General features: G+C 55.1%; 12 protein-coding genes, 1 tRNA gene and 1 pseudogene. All 14 read right to left on the bottom strand.

The window, feature by feature from the left end; translation table 11 throughout:
• The coding region (locus EAH78_RS31860; RefSeq protein WP_140672299.1) for a GTP-binding protein at nucleotides 1-415 on the bottom strand (415 nt) is incomplete at its 3' end.
• A gap of 30 nt (nucleotides 416-445) precedes the next feature.
• Entirely contained in the window at nucleotides 446-2,551 is a 2,106-nt protein-coding gene (gene fusA / locus EAH78_RS31855) for an elongation factor G (RefSeq protein ID WP_140672297.1), read from the bottom strand.
• 30 nt (nucleotides 2,552-2,581) lie between these two features.
• The gene (gene rpsG, locus EAH78_RS31850) at nucleotides 2,582-3,052 is read right to left on the bottom strand and encodes a 30S ribosomal protein S7 (protein WP_002555493.1); all 471 of its coding nucleotides are present in this window, start codon (nucleotides 3,050-3,052) and stop codon (nucleotides 2,582-2,584) included.
• Between the two features lie 118 nt (nucleotides 3,053-3,170).
• Nucleotides 3,171-3,542: a 30S ribosomal protein S12 gene (gene rpsL / locus EAH78_RS31845; RefSeq protein WP_002555494.1), complete on the bottom strand. Its 372-nt coding sequence runs from the start codon at nucleotides 3,540-3,542 to the stop codon at nucleotides 3,171-3,173.
• A 216-nt stretch (nucleotides 3,543-3,758) separates the two neighbouring features.
• On the bottom strand, nucleotides 3,759-7,958 hold the full coding sequence (rpoC, locus tag EAH78_RS31840; RefSeq protein WP_140672295.1) for a DNA-directed RNA polymerase subunit beta': 4,200 nt from the start codon (nucleotides 7,956-7,958) through the stop codon (nucleotides 3,759-3,761).
• A 64-nt stretch (nucleotides 7,959-8,022) separates the two neighbouring features.
• On the bottom strand, nucleotides 8,023-12,096 hold the full coding sequence (gene rpoB, locus EAH78_RS31835) for a DNA-directed RNA polymerase subunit beta (RefSeq protein WP_140672293.1): 4,074 nt from the start codon (nucleotides 12,094-12,096) through the stop codon (nucleotides 8,023-8,025).
• 220 nt (nucleotides 12,097-12,316) lie between these two features.
• Nucleotides 12,317-12,682: a 50S ribosomal protein L7/L12 gene (gene rplL, locus EAH78_RS31830; protein WP_140672291.1), complete on the bottom strand. Its 366-nt coding sequence runs from the start codon at nucleotides 12,680-12,682 to the stop codon at nucleotides 12,317-12,319.
• A 75-nt stretch (nucleotides 12,683-12,757) separates the two neighbouring features.
• Nucleotides 12,758-13,258, bottom strand: coding sequence for a 50S ribosomal protein L10 (rplJ, locus tag EAH78_RS31825; protein WP_140672288.1), 501 nt, complete (start codon nucleotides 13,256-13,258; stop codon nucleotides 12,758-12,760).
• A 198-nt stretch (nucleotides 13,259-13,456) separates the two neighbouring features.
• On the bottom strand, nucleotides 13,457-14,152 hold the full coding sequence (rplA, locus tag EAH78_RS31820) for a 50S ribosomal protein L1 (RefSeq protein WP_019693883.1): 696 nt from the start codon (nucleotides 14,150-14,152) through the stop codon (nucleotides 13,457-13,459).
• Nucleotides 14,152-14,583, bottom strand: coding sequence for a 50S ribosomal protein L11 (gene rplK / locus EAH78_RS31815; protein ID WP_003176435.1), 432 nt, complete (start codon nucleotides 14,581-14,583; stop codon nucleotides 14,152-14,154). Before rplK ends, rplA begins: the two co-directional genes overlap by 1 nt.
• A gap of 117 nt (nucleotides 14,584-14,700) precedes the next feature.
• On the bottom strand, nucleotides 14,701-15,234 hold the full coding sequence (gene nusG, locus EAH78_RS31810; RefSeq protein WP_007896622.1) for a transcription termination/antitermination protein NusG: 534 nt from the start codon (nucleotides 15,232-15,234) through the stop codon (nucleotides 14,701-14,703).
• 9 nt (nucleotides 15,235-15,243) lie between these two features.
• On the bottom strand, nucleotides 15,244-15,612 hold the full coding sequence (gene secE, locus EAH78_RS31805; protein ID WP_007896620.1) for a preprotein translocase subunit SecE: 369 nt from the start codon (nucleotides 15,610-15,612) through the stop codon (nucleotides 15,244-15,246).
• A 45-nt stretch (nucleotides 15,613-15,657) separates the two neighbouring features.
• Nucleotides 15,658-15,733, bottom strand: a tRNA-Trp gene (locus EAH78_RS31800).
• A gap of 53 nt (nucleotides 15,734-15,786) precedes the next feature.
• A pseudogene (locus tag EAH78_RS31795) lies at nucleotides 15,787-16,084 on the bottom strand (hypothetical protein); the annotation flags it as partial.

Below are 16,084 nucleotides of genomic sequence, written 5' to 3'. Positions count from 1 at the left end.
CAGCCTTGTTCAGGAAAACCACGATGTACGGAACGCCTACCTGACGGGACAGCAGGATGTGCTCACGGGTTTGCGGCATCGGACCATCAGCGGCCGAGCAAACCAGGATAGCGCCGTCCATCTGTGCAGCACCGGTGATCATGTTCTTCACATAGTCAGCGTGACCTGGGCAGTCAACGTGAGCGTAGTGACGGATCTTCGAGTTGTACTCGACGTGTGCGGTGTTGATGGTGATACCACGAGCTTTTTCTTCTGGCGCGCTGTCGATTTTATCGAAATCAACGATGGCCGAACCGAATACTTCGGAACAGACGCGAGTCAGAGCTGCAGTCAGAGTGGTTTTACCGTGGTCAACGTGACCGATGGTGCCAACGTTGACGTGCGGTAGGGAACGATCAAATTTTTCTTTAGCCACGACAATTAACTCCTTGCCTAAAGGGCTGAATCAGCCTTGTTTTTTGGTAACAGTTTCGACGATATGCGACGGAGCTGTATTGTATTTTTTGAATTCCATAGAGTAGCTTGCGCGACCCTGGGACATGGAACGAACGTCGGTCGCATAACCGAACATCTCGCCCAGCGGAACTTCGGCGCGAATTACTTTGCCGGAGACCGTGTCTTCCATACCCAAGATCATGCCGCGACGACGGTTAAGGTCGCCCATCACGTCACCCATATAGTCTTCAGGCGTAACAACCTCTACCGCCATGATCGGCTCAAGCAACTCACCACCGCCCTTCTGGGCCAGTTGCTTGGTCGCCATGGAAGCAGCCACCTTAAACGCCATCTCGTTGGAGTCGACGTCGTGGTAAGAACCATCAAACACGGTAGCCTTCAGGCCGATCAGCGGATAGCCGGCAACAACGCCGTTCTTCATCTGCTCTTCGATACCCTTCTGGATCGCCGGGATGTATTCCTTAGGAACCACACCACCCACGACTTCGTTCACGAATTGCAGACCTTCCTGACCTTCGTCAGCAGGAGCAAAACGAATCCAGCAATGGCCGAACTGGCCACGACCGCCGGATTGACGAACGAATTTGCCTTCGATTTCACAGTTCTTCGTGATGCGCTCACGATAGGAAACCTGAGGCTTACCGATGTTGGCTTCGACGTTGAACTCACGGCGCATCCGGTCAACCAGGATGTCCAGGTGCAACTCGCCCATGCCGGAGATGATCGTTTGACCAGTCTCTTCATCGGTTTTGACGCGGAAAGATGGATCTTCCTGAGCAAGCTTGCCCAGAGCGATACCCATTTTTTCCTGGTCATCCTTGGTCTTAGGCTCTACGGCAACCGAAATAACCGGCTCCGGGAAGTCCATACGAACCAGGATGATTGGCTTGTCAGCGTTGCACAAAGTCTCACCAGTGGTGACGTCCTTCATGCCGATCAAGGCCGCGATGTCTCCAGCGCGTACTTCCTTGATTTCTTCACGGGCGTTTGCGTGCATTTGCACCATACGACCCACGCGCTCTTTCTTGCCTTTAACCGAGTTGATCACGCCGTCGCCGGAGGCCAACACGCCCGAGTAAACTCGAACGAAGGTCAAGGTACCCACGAATGGGTCGGTAGCGATCTTGAACGCCAGAGCCGAGAACGGCTCGTTGTCGTCTGCATGACGCTCCAGCTCGATAGTCTCGTCATCCGGGTCAGTACCCTTGATGGCAGGAATTTCGGAAGGAGCAGGCAGGTAGTCGATAACGGCGTCGAGAACCAGGGGAACACCCTTGTTCTTGAAGGAAGAACCGCAAACAGCCAGAACGATCTCACCAGCGATAGTACGCTGACGCAGAGCCGCCTTGATTTCCGCGTTGGTGAGCTCTTCACCTTCGAGGTACTTGTTCATCAGCTCTTCGCTGGCTTCTGCCGCAGCTTCAATCATGTTGCCGCGCCACTCGTCAGCCAGCTCCTGCAGTTCAGCAGGGATAGGCTTACGAACTGGAACCATGCCTTTGTCAGAGTCATTCCAGTAAACAGCTTCCATAGCCATCAGATCGATCTGACCCTGGAAGTTGTCTTCGGAACCGATAGCCAACTGGATAGGCACCGGAGTGTGACCCAGACGCTGCTTGATCTGACCGATCACGCGCAGGAAGTTCGCACCAGCACGGTCCATCTTGTTTACGTAAACAAGACGTGGAACGCCGTACTTGTTGGCTTGACGCCATACGGTTTCCGACTGAGGCTCAACACCCGAGGTGCCGCAGAACACAACGACCGCGCCGTCGAGAACACGCAGGGAACGCTCAACTTCAATAGTAAAGTCTACGTGGCCCGGGGTGTCGATGACGTTGAAACGGTATTGGTCTTTGTGCTGCTTCTCGGAACCCTGCCAGAAGGCGGTAATAGCAGCAGAAGTAATGGTAATACCACGCTCCTGCTCCTGCACCATCCAGTCTGTGGTCGCGGCGCCGTCATGCACCTCGCCCATCTTGTGACTTTTGCCAGTGTAAAAAAGGACGCGCTCGGTGGTGGTGGTTTTACCAGCATCCACGTGAGCAACGATACCAATGTTACGGTAGCGATTAATCGGTGTAGTACGAGCCATAAAGCCCTCGCAAAATTAGTGACGCTAAAATTAGAAGCGGTAGTGCGAGAAAGCCTTGTTGGCTTCAGCCATACGGTGCACGTCTTCACGCTTCTTAACTGCAGCACCTTTACCTTCAGCGGCGTCCAACAGTTCGCCAGCCAAACGCAGAGCCATAGACTTCTCGCCGCGCTTGCGGGCGAAGTCTACCAACCAGCGCATTGCCAGAGCGTTACGACGGGACGGACGAACTTCGACCGGAACCTGGTAAGTAGCACCGCCTACACGGCGCGACTTTACTTCGACCAGCGGAGCGATGGCGTCGAGAGCTTTCTCGAAGATTTCCAGGGGATCGCTGTTCTTGCGTTCTTTAACTTTTTCCAGCGCGCCATAAACGATACGCTCGGCAACGGCTTTCTTGCCGCTTTCCATAACGTGGTTCATGAACTTGGCCAGGATTTGGCTGCCGTACTTTGGATCGTCAAGCACTTCGCGCTTGGCTGCTACGCGTCTTCTTGGCATGGATAAGCCCTCAAACGGTCTTCAGGTTCGCTCGGAATCGGTGCCCTTACGGGACGCCTCCGACCTTACTCTTATCGACTCAGAAAAATAGAAAATCAGTTTTTACAAAAAGCCGCTACTACTTAGGCTTCTTGGTACCGTACTTCGAACGACCCTGGTTACGACCTTTAACGCCGGAAGTATCCAAAGAACCGCGTACGGTGTGGTAACGAACACCTGGCAAGTCTTTTACACGACCGCCGCGGATCAGTACCACGCTGTGCTCTTGCAGGTTGTGGCCTTCACCGCCGATGTACGAGGAAACCTCGAAACCGTTGGTCAGACGCACACGGCATACTTTACGCAGTGCCGAGTTAGGTTTTTTCGGCGTGGTGGTATACACACGGGTGCATACGCCACGACGTTGCGGGCAGTTCTGCAGCGCAGGCACGTCGGATTTCTCGACGATACGCTTACGCGGCTGACGTACCAGCTGGTTGATAGTTGCCATCTACTAGCTCCACTGTTGTCTTGCGACGCTATTGTCTTGCAAGAAAAGCAAAATGGCAGGAACGAATTCCCGCCAAATTTAGGGGTACAAGAGTCTAAAGAGGATCTTGTCCCCAGTCAAGGCAAGGCCCCGACCTCTCCACCCATCCAACCTCGACAAATTGTCTCGATTCGATGAACGGAATGGTCAGGGCCTTACGCTCATTTATCGCAGAACTCAGTTACCGCTAGAGTTCAGCGCTTCGGTCAGTGCAGCTTCCACTTCACTGGCGCTTACGCGCAACGGCTTGTCGGCTTCACGGCGACGCTTACGCTCGCTGTGATAAGCCAGGCCGGTACCGGCCGGGATCAGACGACCCACGACCACGTTTTCTTTCAGGCCGCGCAGGTAATCACGCTTGCCGGTTACCGCCGCTTCGGTCAGTACGCGAGTGGTTTCCTGGAAGGAAGCCGCCGAGATGAACGATTCGGTGGACAACGACGCCTTGGTGATACCTAACAGTACGCGAGTGAACTTGGAAACGAATTTCTCGTCGCCAGCCAGACGCTCGTTCTCTACCAGAACGTGAGTCAACTCCATCTGGTCGCCCTTGATGAAAGTCGAGTCGCCGGATTCAGCGATTTCAACCTTACGCAACATCTGACGCAGGATGGTCTCGATGTGCTTGTCGTTGATCTTCACGCCTTGCAGACGGTAAACGTCCTGGATCTCGTTCACGATGTACTTGGCCAGCGCACTCACACCCAGCAGACGCAGGATGTCGTGTGGATCGCTCGGACCGTCGGAGATAACTTCGCCGCGGTTTACCTGTTCGCCTTCGAAGACGTTCAGGTGACGCCACTTCGGAATCAGCTCTTCGTACGGATCGGTGCCGTCGTTCGGAGTGATCACCAGACGGCGCTTGCCTTTGGTCTCCTTACCGAACGCGATGGTGCCGCTGACTTCAGCCAGAATCGAGGCTTCTTTCGGACGACGGGCTTCGAACAAGTCGGCAACACGCGGCAGACCACCGGTGATGTCACGGGTCTTCGAAGTCTCTTGCGGAATACGAGCGATAACATCACCGATCGCAATCTTCGCACCGTCCGCTACACCAACCAGGGCGTTAGCAGGCAGGAAATACTGAGCAATTACGTCAGTACCCGGCAGCAGGAGATCCTTGCCGTTGTCATCAACCATCTTCACAGCAGGACGGATATCTTTACCGGCAGCTGGACGGTCTTTGGCGTCGAGTACTTCAATGTTGGTCATACCGGTCAATTCGTCAGTCTGACGCTTGATCGTGATGCCTTCCTCCATGCCCACGTAGGTCACGGTACCTTTCATTTCGGTAACGATTGGGTGAGTGTGCGGATCCCACTTGGCCACGATTGCGCCAGCGTCGACCTTGTCACCTTCTTTAACCGAAATCACAGCACCGTACGGCAGCTTGTAACGCTCGCGCTCACGACCGAAGTCATCAGCGATCGCCAGCTCACCGGAACGGGACACAGCAACCAGGCAACCATCCACTCGCTCAACATGCTTCAGGTTGTGCAGACGGACGGTACCGCCATTCTTCACCTGAACGCTATCAGCTGCGGAGGTCCGGCTTGCCGCACCACCGATGTGGAACGTACGCATGGTCAGCTGGGTACCCGGCTCACCGATGGACTGGGCAGCGATAACGCCGACCGCTTCACCGATGTTCACCTGGTGACCACGAGCCAGGTCACGGCCGTAGCACTTGGCGCAAATGCCGTAGCGGGTTTCGCAGCTGATCGGCGAACGCACGATCACTTCATCGATGCTGTTCAGCTCGATGAACTCGACCCACTTCTCGTCTACCAGTGTGCCGGCAGGAACGATGATTTCTTCGGTACCTGGCTTGAACACGTCACGGGCAATAACACGACCCAATACGCGCTCACCCAGCGGCTCAACAACGTCACCGCCTTCAATGTGCGGAGTCATTACCAGGCCATGCTCGGTACCGCAATCGATCTCGGTGACAACCAGATCCTGCGCCACGTCTACCAGACGACGAGTCAGGTAACCGGAGTTCGCAGTTTTCAACGCGGTATCCGCCAAACCTTTACGAGCACCGTGAGTGGAGATGAAGTACTGGAGTACGCTCAAACCTTCACGGAAGTTCGCGGTAATCGGCGTTTCGATGATGGAACCGTCCGGCTTGGCCATCAGGCCACGCATACCGGCGAGCTGACGGATCTGCGCAGCAGAACCCCGTGCGCCCGAGTCGGCCATCATGTACATCGAGTTGAAAGACTCTTGGTCGACTTCGACGCCATGGCGGTCGATGACTTTCTCTTTCGAGAGGTTGGCCATCATTGCCTTGGAAACTTCGTCGTTCGCCTTGGACCAAAGGTCGATCACTTTGTTGTACTTCTCGCCCTGGGTTACCAGGCCGGAGGCGTACTGACTTTCGATCTCTTTCACTTCATCAGTAGCAGCATTGATGATGCGGGCTTTTTCATCCGGGATAACGAAGTCGTTAACACCGATGGAAACGCCGGAGATGGTCGAATAAGCAAAACCGGTGTACATCAACTGGTCAGCGAAGATCACGGTCTCTTTCAAACCAACCACGCGGTAGCACTGGTTGATCAGCTTGGAGATCGCCTTTTTCTTCATCGGCTGGTTGACGACGTCGTACGACAAGCCAGGTGGAACAACCTGGAACAACAGCGCACGGCCAACGGTAGTGTCGACGATACGGGTGTTCTTGACGCTGCCACCGTCACGATCGTTAACGGTTTCGTTGATCCGCACTTTGACTTTAGCGTGCAGTGCGGCTTCGCCGGCACGGAACACACGGTCAACTTCTTGCAGATCCGCGAACACACGACCTTCGCCCTTGGCGTTGATCGCTTCACGAGTCATGTAGTACAGACCCAATACAACGTCCTGCGACGGAACGATGATTGGCTCACCGTTGGCTGGCGACAGAATGTTGTTGGTCGACATCATCAACGCACGCGCTTCCAACTGGGCTTCCAGTGTCAGCGGTACGTGCACGGCCATTTGGTCGCCGTCGAAGTCGGCGTTGTACGCAGCACAGACCAGAGGGTGCAGCTGAATAGCCTTACCTTCGATCAGTACCGGTTCAAACGCCTGGATACCCAGACGGTGAAGGGTCGGTGCACGGTTGAGGAGAACCGGGTGTTCACGGATAACTTCAGCGAGAACGTCCCAAACTTCCGGCAGCTCGCGCTCGACCATCTTCTTGGCAGCTTTAATGGTGGTCGCGAGACCACGCATTTCCAGCTTGCCGAAAATGAACGGCTTGAACAGCTCGAGAGCCATTTTCTTCGGCAGACCGCACTGGTGCAGACGCAGGGTCGGACCTACGGTAATTACCGAACGACCGGAGTAGTCAACACGCTTACCGAGCAAGTTCTGACGGAAACGACCTTGCTTACCCTTGATCATGTCAGCCAAGGATTTCAGAGGACGCTTGTTCGAACCGGTGATAGCGCGGCCACGACGACCGTTGTCGAGCAGTGCGTCGACAGCTTCCTGCAACATACGCTTTTCGTTGCGCACGATGATGTCCGGAGCGGACAGATCAAGCAGGCGCTTCAAGCGGTTGTTACGGTTGATCACTCGACGATACAGATCGTTGAGGTCGGAAGTCGCGAAGCGACCGCCATCCAGCGGGACCAGTGGACGCAGATCTGGCGGCAGAACCGGCAGAACGGTCAGCACCATCCATTCTGGAAGGTTGCCGGAACCCTGGAAGGCTTCCATCAACTTCAGACGCTTGGACAGCTTCTTGATTTTGGTTTCGGAGTTGGTTTGCGGAATTTCTTCACGCAGACGGCCAATCTCGTGTTCCAGGTCGATAGCGTGCAGCAGTTCACGGACAGCTTCGGCACCCATGCGGGCATCGAAATCGTCGCCGAACTCTTCCAGCGCTTCGAAGTACTGCTCATCGTTCAGCAGCTGACCTTTTTCAAGGGTGGTCATGCCTGGGTCGATAACAACGTAGCTCTCGAAGTAGAGAACGCGTTCGATATCACGCAGGGTCATGTCCATCAGCAAGCCGATACGCGACGGCAGCGATTTCAGAAACCAGATGTGGGCAACTGGCGAGGCCAGTTCGATGTGCGCCATGCGCTCACGACGAACTTTAGCCAGCGCGACTTCAACACCGCACTTCTCGCAGATGACACCACGGTGCTTCAAGCGCTTGTACTTACCGCACAGGCACTCGTAATCCTTTACCGGGCCAAAGATCTTGGCGCAGAACAGGCCGTCACGCTCAGGTTTGAACGTACGGTAGTTGATGGTTTCCGGCTTTTTAACTTCACCGAACGACCACGAACGGATCATCTCAGGCGATGCCAATCCAATACGGATGGCGTCGAACTCTTCGACTTGACCCTGGTTTTTCAGCAAATTCAGTAGGTCTTTCAAGGCCTTTCCTCCTGGCGGAGCAGAGAGCGGGCAATCCTGCCCCGCTCTCGATTCGCGTCACGTGTTATTCGGTTTCCAGATCGATATCGATGCCGAGGGAACGAATTTCCTTGATCAACACGTTGAAAGACTCGGGCATGCCCGGCTCCATACGGTGATCGCCATCCACGATGTTTTTGTACATCTTGGTACGGCCGTTCACATCGTCCGACTTCACTGTGAGCATTTCTTGCAGAGTGTAAGCAGCACCGTAAGCTTCCAGTGCCCAGACCTCCATCTCCCCGAAACGCTGACCACCGAACTGCGCCTTACCACCCAGCGGCTGCTGGGTAACCAGGCTGTACGAACCGGTAGAACGAGCGTGCATCTTGTCGTCTACCAAGTGGTTCAGCTTCAGCATGTACATGTAGCCAACAGTAACCGGGCGCTCGAACTTGTTGCCGGTACGGCCGTCGGTCAGCTGCATCTGGCCGCTTTCTGGCAGGTCTGCCAGTTTCAGCATGGCCTTGATTTCGCTTTCCTTGGCGCCGTCGAACACTGGAGTGGCCATTGGAACGCCGCCACGCAGGTTCTTCGCCAGATCCAGGATTTCCTGGTCGGAGAAACTATCCAGATCTTCGTTACGACCGCCAATCTGGTTGTAGATCTCGTCGAGGAATTTACGAAGCTCAGCGACTTTGCGCTGTTCTTCGATCATCCGGTTGATCTTCTCGCCCAGACCCTTGGCCGCGAGGCCCAGGTGGGTTTCAAGGATCTGACCAACGTTCATACGCGAAGGTACGCCCAACGGGTTAAGGACGACGTCGACCGGGGTGCCATTGGCATCGTGCGGCATGTCTTCAACCGGCATGATCACGGAGACCACACCTTTGTTACCGTGACGACCGGCCATCTTGTCGCCCGGCTGAATGCGGCGACGGATTGCCAGGTAAACCTTGACGATTTTCAGCACGCCTGGAGCCAGGTCATCGCCCTGCTGCAGTTTGCGCTTCTTGTCTTCGAACTTGTCGTCCAGCAGACGGCGGCGATCAACGATGTAGGCCTGAGCCTTCTCGAGCTGCTCGTTCAGAGCATCTTCAGCCATGCGCAGTTTGAACCACTGACCATGCTCAAGACCGTCGAGAACTTCGTCGGTGATGTCCTGACCTTTCTTCAGACCGGCGCCGCCTTCGGCTTTGTGGCCGACCAGAGCGGAACGCAGACGTTCGAAAGTTGCGCCTTCAACGATGCGGAACTCTTCGTTCAGATCCTTGCGGATCTCGTCGAGTTGAGTCTTCTCGATCGACAGTGCACGAGCATCACGCTCAACGCCGTCACGGGTGAAGACCTGTACGTCAATGACAGTACCCTTGGTGCCGGTAGGCACGCGCAGGGAGGTGTCTTTAACGTCGCTGGCTTTCTCACCGAAAATGGCACGCAGCAGCTTCTCTTCCGGAGTCAGTTGGGTCTCGCCTTTCGGAGTGACCTTACCCACCAGAATGTCGCCTGCGCCAACTTCAGCACCTACGTAAACGATACCGGCTTCATCCAGCTTGTTCAGTGCAGCTTCACCCACGTTCGGGATGTCTGCAGTGATTTCCTCTGGCCCAAGCTTGGTGTCACGTGCCACACAGGTCAATTCCTGGATGTGGATCGTGGTGAAGCGATCTTCTTGAACAACTCGTTCCGACAGGCAGATGGAGTCTTCGAAGTTGTAACCGTTCCAGGCCATGAACGCGATGCGCATGTTCTGACCCAGCGCCAGCTCACCCATGTCGGTGGACGGGCCGTCAGCCATGATGTCGCTGCGCTGAACCCGATCACCTTTACGCACCAGCGGACGCTGGTTGATGCAGGTGTTCTGGTTGGAGCGGGTGTACTTGGTCAAGTTGTAGATGTCGACACCAGCTTCGCCGGTTTCAACTTCGTCATCAGCAACACGAACCACGATACGGCTGGCATCAACAGAGTCGATCACGCCGCCACGACGAGCCACGACGCAAACGCCGGAGTCACGGGCTACGTTACGCTCCATGCCGGTACCGACCAGCGGCTTGTCAGCGCGCAGGGTTGGTACAGCTTGACGCTGCATGTTCGAACCCATCAACGCACGGTTGGCGTCGTCGTGCTCGAGGAACGGGATCAGCGACGCTGCAACCGAAACTACCTGCTTCGGCGATACGTCCATCAAGGTGACGTCTTCCGGCGCCTTGACGGTGAACTCGTTCAAGTGACGAACAGCTACGAGTTCGTCGATCAGCATTTTCTTGTCGTTCATCGTGGCCGAAGCTTGAGCGATCACGTGATCAGCTTCTTCGATGGCGGACAGGAACACGATCTCGTCGGTGACCAGAGCGTCTTTCACCACACGGTACGGGCTCTCAAGGAAGCCATACTGGTTGGTGCGCGCATAAGCGGCCAAGGAGTTGATCAGACCGATGTTCGGACCTTCCGGCGTTTCAATCGGGCATACACGACCGTAGTGAGTCGGGTGTACGTCTCGAACTTCAAAGCCAGCACGCTCACGAGTCAAACCGCCAGGGCCGAGTGCAGACACACGACGCTTGTGGGTGATCTCGGACAGCGGGTTGTTCTGGTCCATGAACTGGGACAGCTGGCTGGAACCGAAGAACTCTTTCACCGCCGCAGCCACTGGCTTGGCGTTGATCAAGTCTTGCGGCATCAGGCCTTCGCTTTCAGCCATCGACAGACGCTCTTTGACCGCACGCTCAACACGCACCAAGCCAACGCGGAACTGGTTCTCGGCCATTTCGCCTACGCAGCGAACACGACGGTTACCCAGGTGGTCGATGTCATCGACGATGCCTTTGCCGTTACGGATGTCGACCAGAGTCTTCAGTACCGCGACGATGTCTTCTTTGCACAACACGCCCGAACCTTCGATCTCGGTACGACCGATACGACGGTTGAACTTCATCCGACCGACCGCAGACAGGTCATAGCGCTCAGGGCTGAAGAACAGGTTGTTGAACAGGGTCTCGGCAGCGTCTTTGGTTGGCGGCTCGCCAGGACGCATCATGCGATAGATCTCGACCAGCGCTTCCAATTGGTTGCTGGTGGAGTCGATCTTCAGTGTGTCGGAGACGAACGGACCGCAGTCGATATCGTTGGTGTACAGAGTTTCGATGCGAACAACCTGAGACTTGGCGATTTTGGCCAGGATCTCGGTGTTCAGCTCGGTGTTGCACTCTGCCAGGATTTCGCCGGTTGCCGGATGCACGATGGCCTTGGCGGTAGTGCGGCCTAGGACGTAGTCCAGAGGCACTTCCAGGGTCTTGAGACCGGCTTTTTCGATCTGGTTGATGTGGCGCGCAGTAATACGGCGACCAGCCTCAACGATGACCTTGCCCTTCTCGTCCTGAATATCAAGAACAGCGATTTCACCACGCAGACGCGAAGCGATCAGTTCCAGACTGAGGGTTTCGCCGCTCAGGTGGAAAACGTTGGTGGTGTAGAACGCGTCCAGCACTTCTTCAGTGGTATAGCCCAGCGCGCGCAGCAATACCGATGCTGGCAGCTTGCGACGACGGTCGATACGCACGAACACGCAGTCTTTCGGATCGAACTCGAAGTCCAACCACGAACCGCGGTAAGGAATGATGCGCGCGGAGTACAGCAGTTTGCCGGAGCTGTGCGTCTTGCCACGGTCGTGGTCGAAGAACACGCCCGGGGAACGGTGCAGCTGGGAAACGATTACACGCTCGGTACCGTTGATTACGAAGGTACCGTTCTCAGTCATCAGGGGGATTTCACCCATGTAGACTTCTTGCTCTTTAATGTCCTTGATCGCTTTGTTCGACGATTCTTTGTCGAAAATGATCAGGCGCACTTTTACCCGCAAAGGTACGGCGTAAGTTACACCGCGCAATACGCATTCTTTGACATCAAATGCCGGTTCGCCCAGGCGATAACCGACGTACTCCAGCGCAGCATTGCCGGAGTAGCTGATGATCGGGAAAACGGATTTGAAGGCCGCATGCAGGCCCACGTCGCGGAACTGATCTTTAGTCGCTCCCGCTTGCAAGAATTCACGATACGAATCCAGCTGGATGGCCAGGAGGTACGGCACATCCATGACGTCCGGCAACTTGCTAAAGTCCTTGCGGATACGTTTTTTCTCAGTATATGAGTAAGCCATCAGCGTTCCCCAGCTTGGTCACCTGCTTGTTTGGCCCCTCCCGACGGGAGCAGCCAGAAAATCGTGCAAACCCCATGGTTTGCGCCACCACATCGGGTGGTTACAGCTCGTTATCAGCACCGACCCAGTCGGCTGCCAATAACGGAAAAAGGCCGGTGGCAAGAGCCACCAGCCATCAGCCTTTCGCTTTACGCTCGGGCTGGAGGAGCAAAGTCGATGCTTACTTCAGCTCGACTTTAGCGCCTGCTTCTTCCAGAGTAGCTTTGGCTTTGTCACCGGCATCTTTCGAAACGGCTTCCAGAACCATGGCAGGAGCGCCGTCAACTACAGCCTTGGCTTCTTTCAGGCCCAGACCGGTCAGTTCACGTACTGCCTTGATCACGTTAACTTTCTTCTCGCCAGCTTCCAGCAGCATGACGTTGAATTCGGTTTGCTCTTCAACAACAGCGGCAGCAGCAGCTGGACCAGCCGATGCAGCAGCAGCCGTAACGCCGAATTTTTCTTCGAAAGCTTTGATCAGCTCAACAACCTGGATAACCGACATTTCAGCTACGGCGTTGAGGATATCGTCTTGAGAGATAGACATGAATCTAATTCCTGATATTGGGGACGGCCTACGCGACCATCGAAATAAACAAAAAACGCGAGAAGTAGACGAGCCTTAGGCTGCGACTGCTTCTTTTTGGTCGCGAATTGCCGCCAGAGTACGAGCCAATTTGCTGGTTGCGCCTTGAATCACGCTCATCAGCTGAGAAATTGCTTCGTCACGGGTCGGCAGAGTTGCCAGCACGTCGATTTGGTTAGCTGCGAGGAACTTGCCCTCGAACGCAGCTGCCTTGATCTCGAACTTGTCCTGACCTTTTGCGAATTCCTTGAAGATGCGAGCAGCAGCGCCCGGATGTTCGTTGGAGAATGCAATCAAGGTCGGGCCGGTGAACACGTCATTGAGAACACTGAATTCAGTGTCAGCAACAGCGCGCTTGAGCAGGGTGTTACGTACAACACGTACGAAAACGCCAGCTTCACGAGCCTCTTTACGGAGTCCGGTCATCGCGCTTACTGTTACGCCACGGGCATCAACCACGACAGCGGACAGAGCGACTTTGGCAGCCTCGTTGACTTCAGCGACGATGGCCTTCTTGTCTTCGAGTTTAATTGCCACGGGTAAAACTCCTGCTTGTTACCGTTTCATCTGGCCTAAGCCGGATGTCGTTTTGGTGTCTGATTCGGTAAGGAACCGGGAGCACCATCTGCGTAGGCTTGAGGTTTAAGGCTTACGCCGCCTACGGTCTTGGATAGCCCCCGCCAGGCAGGGACCCCAATCTTTCAATTGGCGCGATCACTCGCGCCAACCTGTGTCTTACGCGTCGAGCGAGCCTTGGTCGATGACCAGACCTGGGCCCATAGTGGTGCTCAGGGTAACGCGCTTGACGTAAATGCCTTTCGAGGAAGCTGGCTTGATACGCTTCAGATCAGCGATCAGGGCTTCAACGTTTTCCTTCAGCTTGACGGCATCAAAGCCGACTTTGCCAACGGAGGTGTGGATGATGCCGTTTTTGTCGGTGCGATAACGAACCTGACCAGCCTTGGCGTTTTTAACCGCGGTAGCTACGTCTGGCGTTACGGTGCCGACTTTTGGGTTAGGCATCAGGCCGCGTGGACCGAGGATCTGACCCAACTGACCAACAACGCGCATTGCATCCGGGGATGCGATCACTACGTCATAGTTCAGGTCGCCGCCTTTCATTTCGGCAGCCAGATCGTCCATACCTACACGGTCAGCGCCGGCAGCCAGAGCGGCCTCAGCAGCTGGACCCTGGGTGAACACAGCAACGCGAACGGTCTTGCCAGTGCCGTGTGGCAGCACAGTAGCGCTACGAACAACCTGATCAGATTTACGCGGGTCAACACCCAGGTTAACAGCTACGTCGAACGACTCGCTGAACTTGACAGTCGACAGCTCAGCCAGCAGAGCAGCAGCGTCTACAAAATTGTAGGCCTTGCCTGCTTCGATTTTGCCGGCGATAGCCTTTTGACGTTTGGTCAACTTAGCCATTACACACCCTCCACGTTAAGGCCCATGCTACGAGCAGAACCGGCGATAGTACGCACGGCTGCGTCCATATCAGCTGCAGTCAGATCCGCGTTTTTGGTTTTCGCGATTTCTTCCAGCTGAGCACGGGTCACGGTGCCAACCTTAACGGTGTTCGGACGAGCGGAACCGCTAGTCAGACCAGCAGCCTTCTTCAGCAGAACCGAAGCAGGGGTGGACTTGGTTTCGAAAGTGAAGCTACGGTCGCTGTAGACAGTGATGATCACTGGAGTCGGCAGACCTGGCTCAAGACCCTGAGTACGGGCGTTGAAGGCCTTGCAGAATTCCATGATGTTCACGCCGTGCTGACCCAGAGCAGGACCAACAGGTGGGCTTGGGTTAGCCTGAGCGGCCTTCACTTGCAGCTTGATGTAAGCGGTAATTTTCTTGGCCATGAGGCACTCCAATTACGGGTTCAAACGCCTCGAAAGGCTCCCCGGTTACTTGCGCGTTTATCCCAGTGACGACAAAACCCCACAGCCTAGGGCTGCGGGGTTGGGATGCTTGATCAGCTAGACCTTTTCGACCTGGCTGAACTCTAGCTCTACCGGGGTAGAGCGACCGAAAATGAGCACTGCCACTTGGATCCGGCTCTTCTCGTAGTTAACTTCTTCGACCGTGCCTGTGAAATCAGCAAACGGTCCATCATTGACACGTACCGACTCACCCGGCTCGAACAACGTCTTCGGCTTCGGCTTGTCGCTACCATCAGCAACGCGACGCAGAATTGCTTCTGCCTCTTTATCTGTGATTGGCGCAGGCTTGTCGGCAGTACCGCCAATGAAGCCCATCACCCGAGGTGTATCCTTGACCAAGTGCCAAGTACCCTCGTTCATATCCATCTGTACCAGCACGTAACCTGGGAAGAACTTGCGTTCGCTTTTGCGCTTCTGGCCATTACGCATTTCAACCACTTCTTCAGTGGGAACCAGAATTTCGCCGAAGCCATCTTCCATGCCAGCCAGCTTTACGCGCTCTACCAACGAGCGCATGACATGCTTCTCGTAACCGGAGTAAGCATGCACAACGTACCAACGCTTAGCCACGGGACACCCTTAGCCGACAATCAAGGAAACAAGCCAGCCGAGGAGGGAATCAAGCCCCCACAACAGCAACGCCATAACCAGAACAACAGCCACAACAATCAACGTGGTCTGCGTGGTTTCTTGGCGAGTTGGCCATACGACTTTACGAATCTCGGTGCGAGCTTCCTTAACCAGTACAAAGAAAGACTTGCCCTTGACTGTCTGCAGGCCTACAAAGGCAGCTACAGCAGCAATGACGAGCAGTGCAAGTACGCGGTACAGGATCGGCGAAGCAGAATAATACTGATTGCCAACAACGCCAACAACCACCAAAGCGACTACTACTAGCCACTTGAGCAGATCGAAGCGAGAGCCTTGAGCTTCAGCTTTAGGAGTCATCTATGAAGATCCTGTGAAAAGAAAGCCAGACACACCAAGTGAATCTGGCAGGTCAGGAGGGAATCGAACCCCCAACCTACGGTTTTGGAGACCGTCGCTCTGCCAATTGAGCTACTGACCTAAAACAAAATCAGGCCGACCATTATGCCGGCCCGAAAAAGACATTACAACAATTTACTCGATGATTTTGGCTACGACGCCAGCGCCGACGGTACGACCGCCTTCACGGATAGCGAAACGCAGGCCATCTTCCATCGCGATGGTTTTGATCAGGGTAACAGTCATCTGAATGTTGTCACCTGGCATTACCATTTCAACGCCTTCTGGCAGCTCGCAGTTACCAGTCACGTCAGTAGTACGGAAGTAGAACTGTGGACGGTAGCCTTTGAAGAACGGAGTATGACGGCCGCCTTCTTCCTTGCTCAGAACGTAAACTTCTGCAGTGAACTTGGTGTGCGGCTTAACCGAACCC

The organism is Pseudomonas arsenicoxydans (assembly GCF_006438915.1).
GTDB lineage: Bacteria > Pseudomonadota > Gammaproteobacteria > Pseudomonadales > Pseudomonadaceae > Aquipseudomonas > Aquipseudomonas arsenicoxydans_A.
The sequence above is the reverse complement of the archived record's forward strand: the minus strand, read 5'-3'. Positions and strand labels throughout refer to the sequence as shown.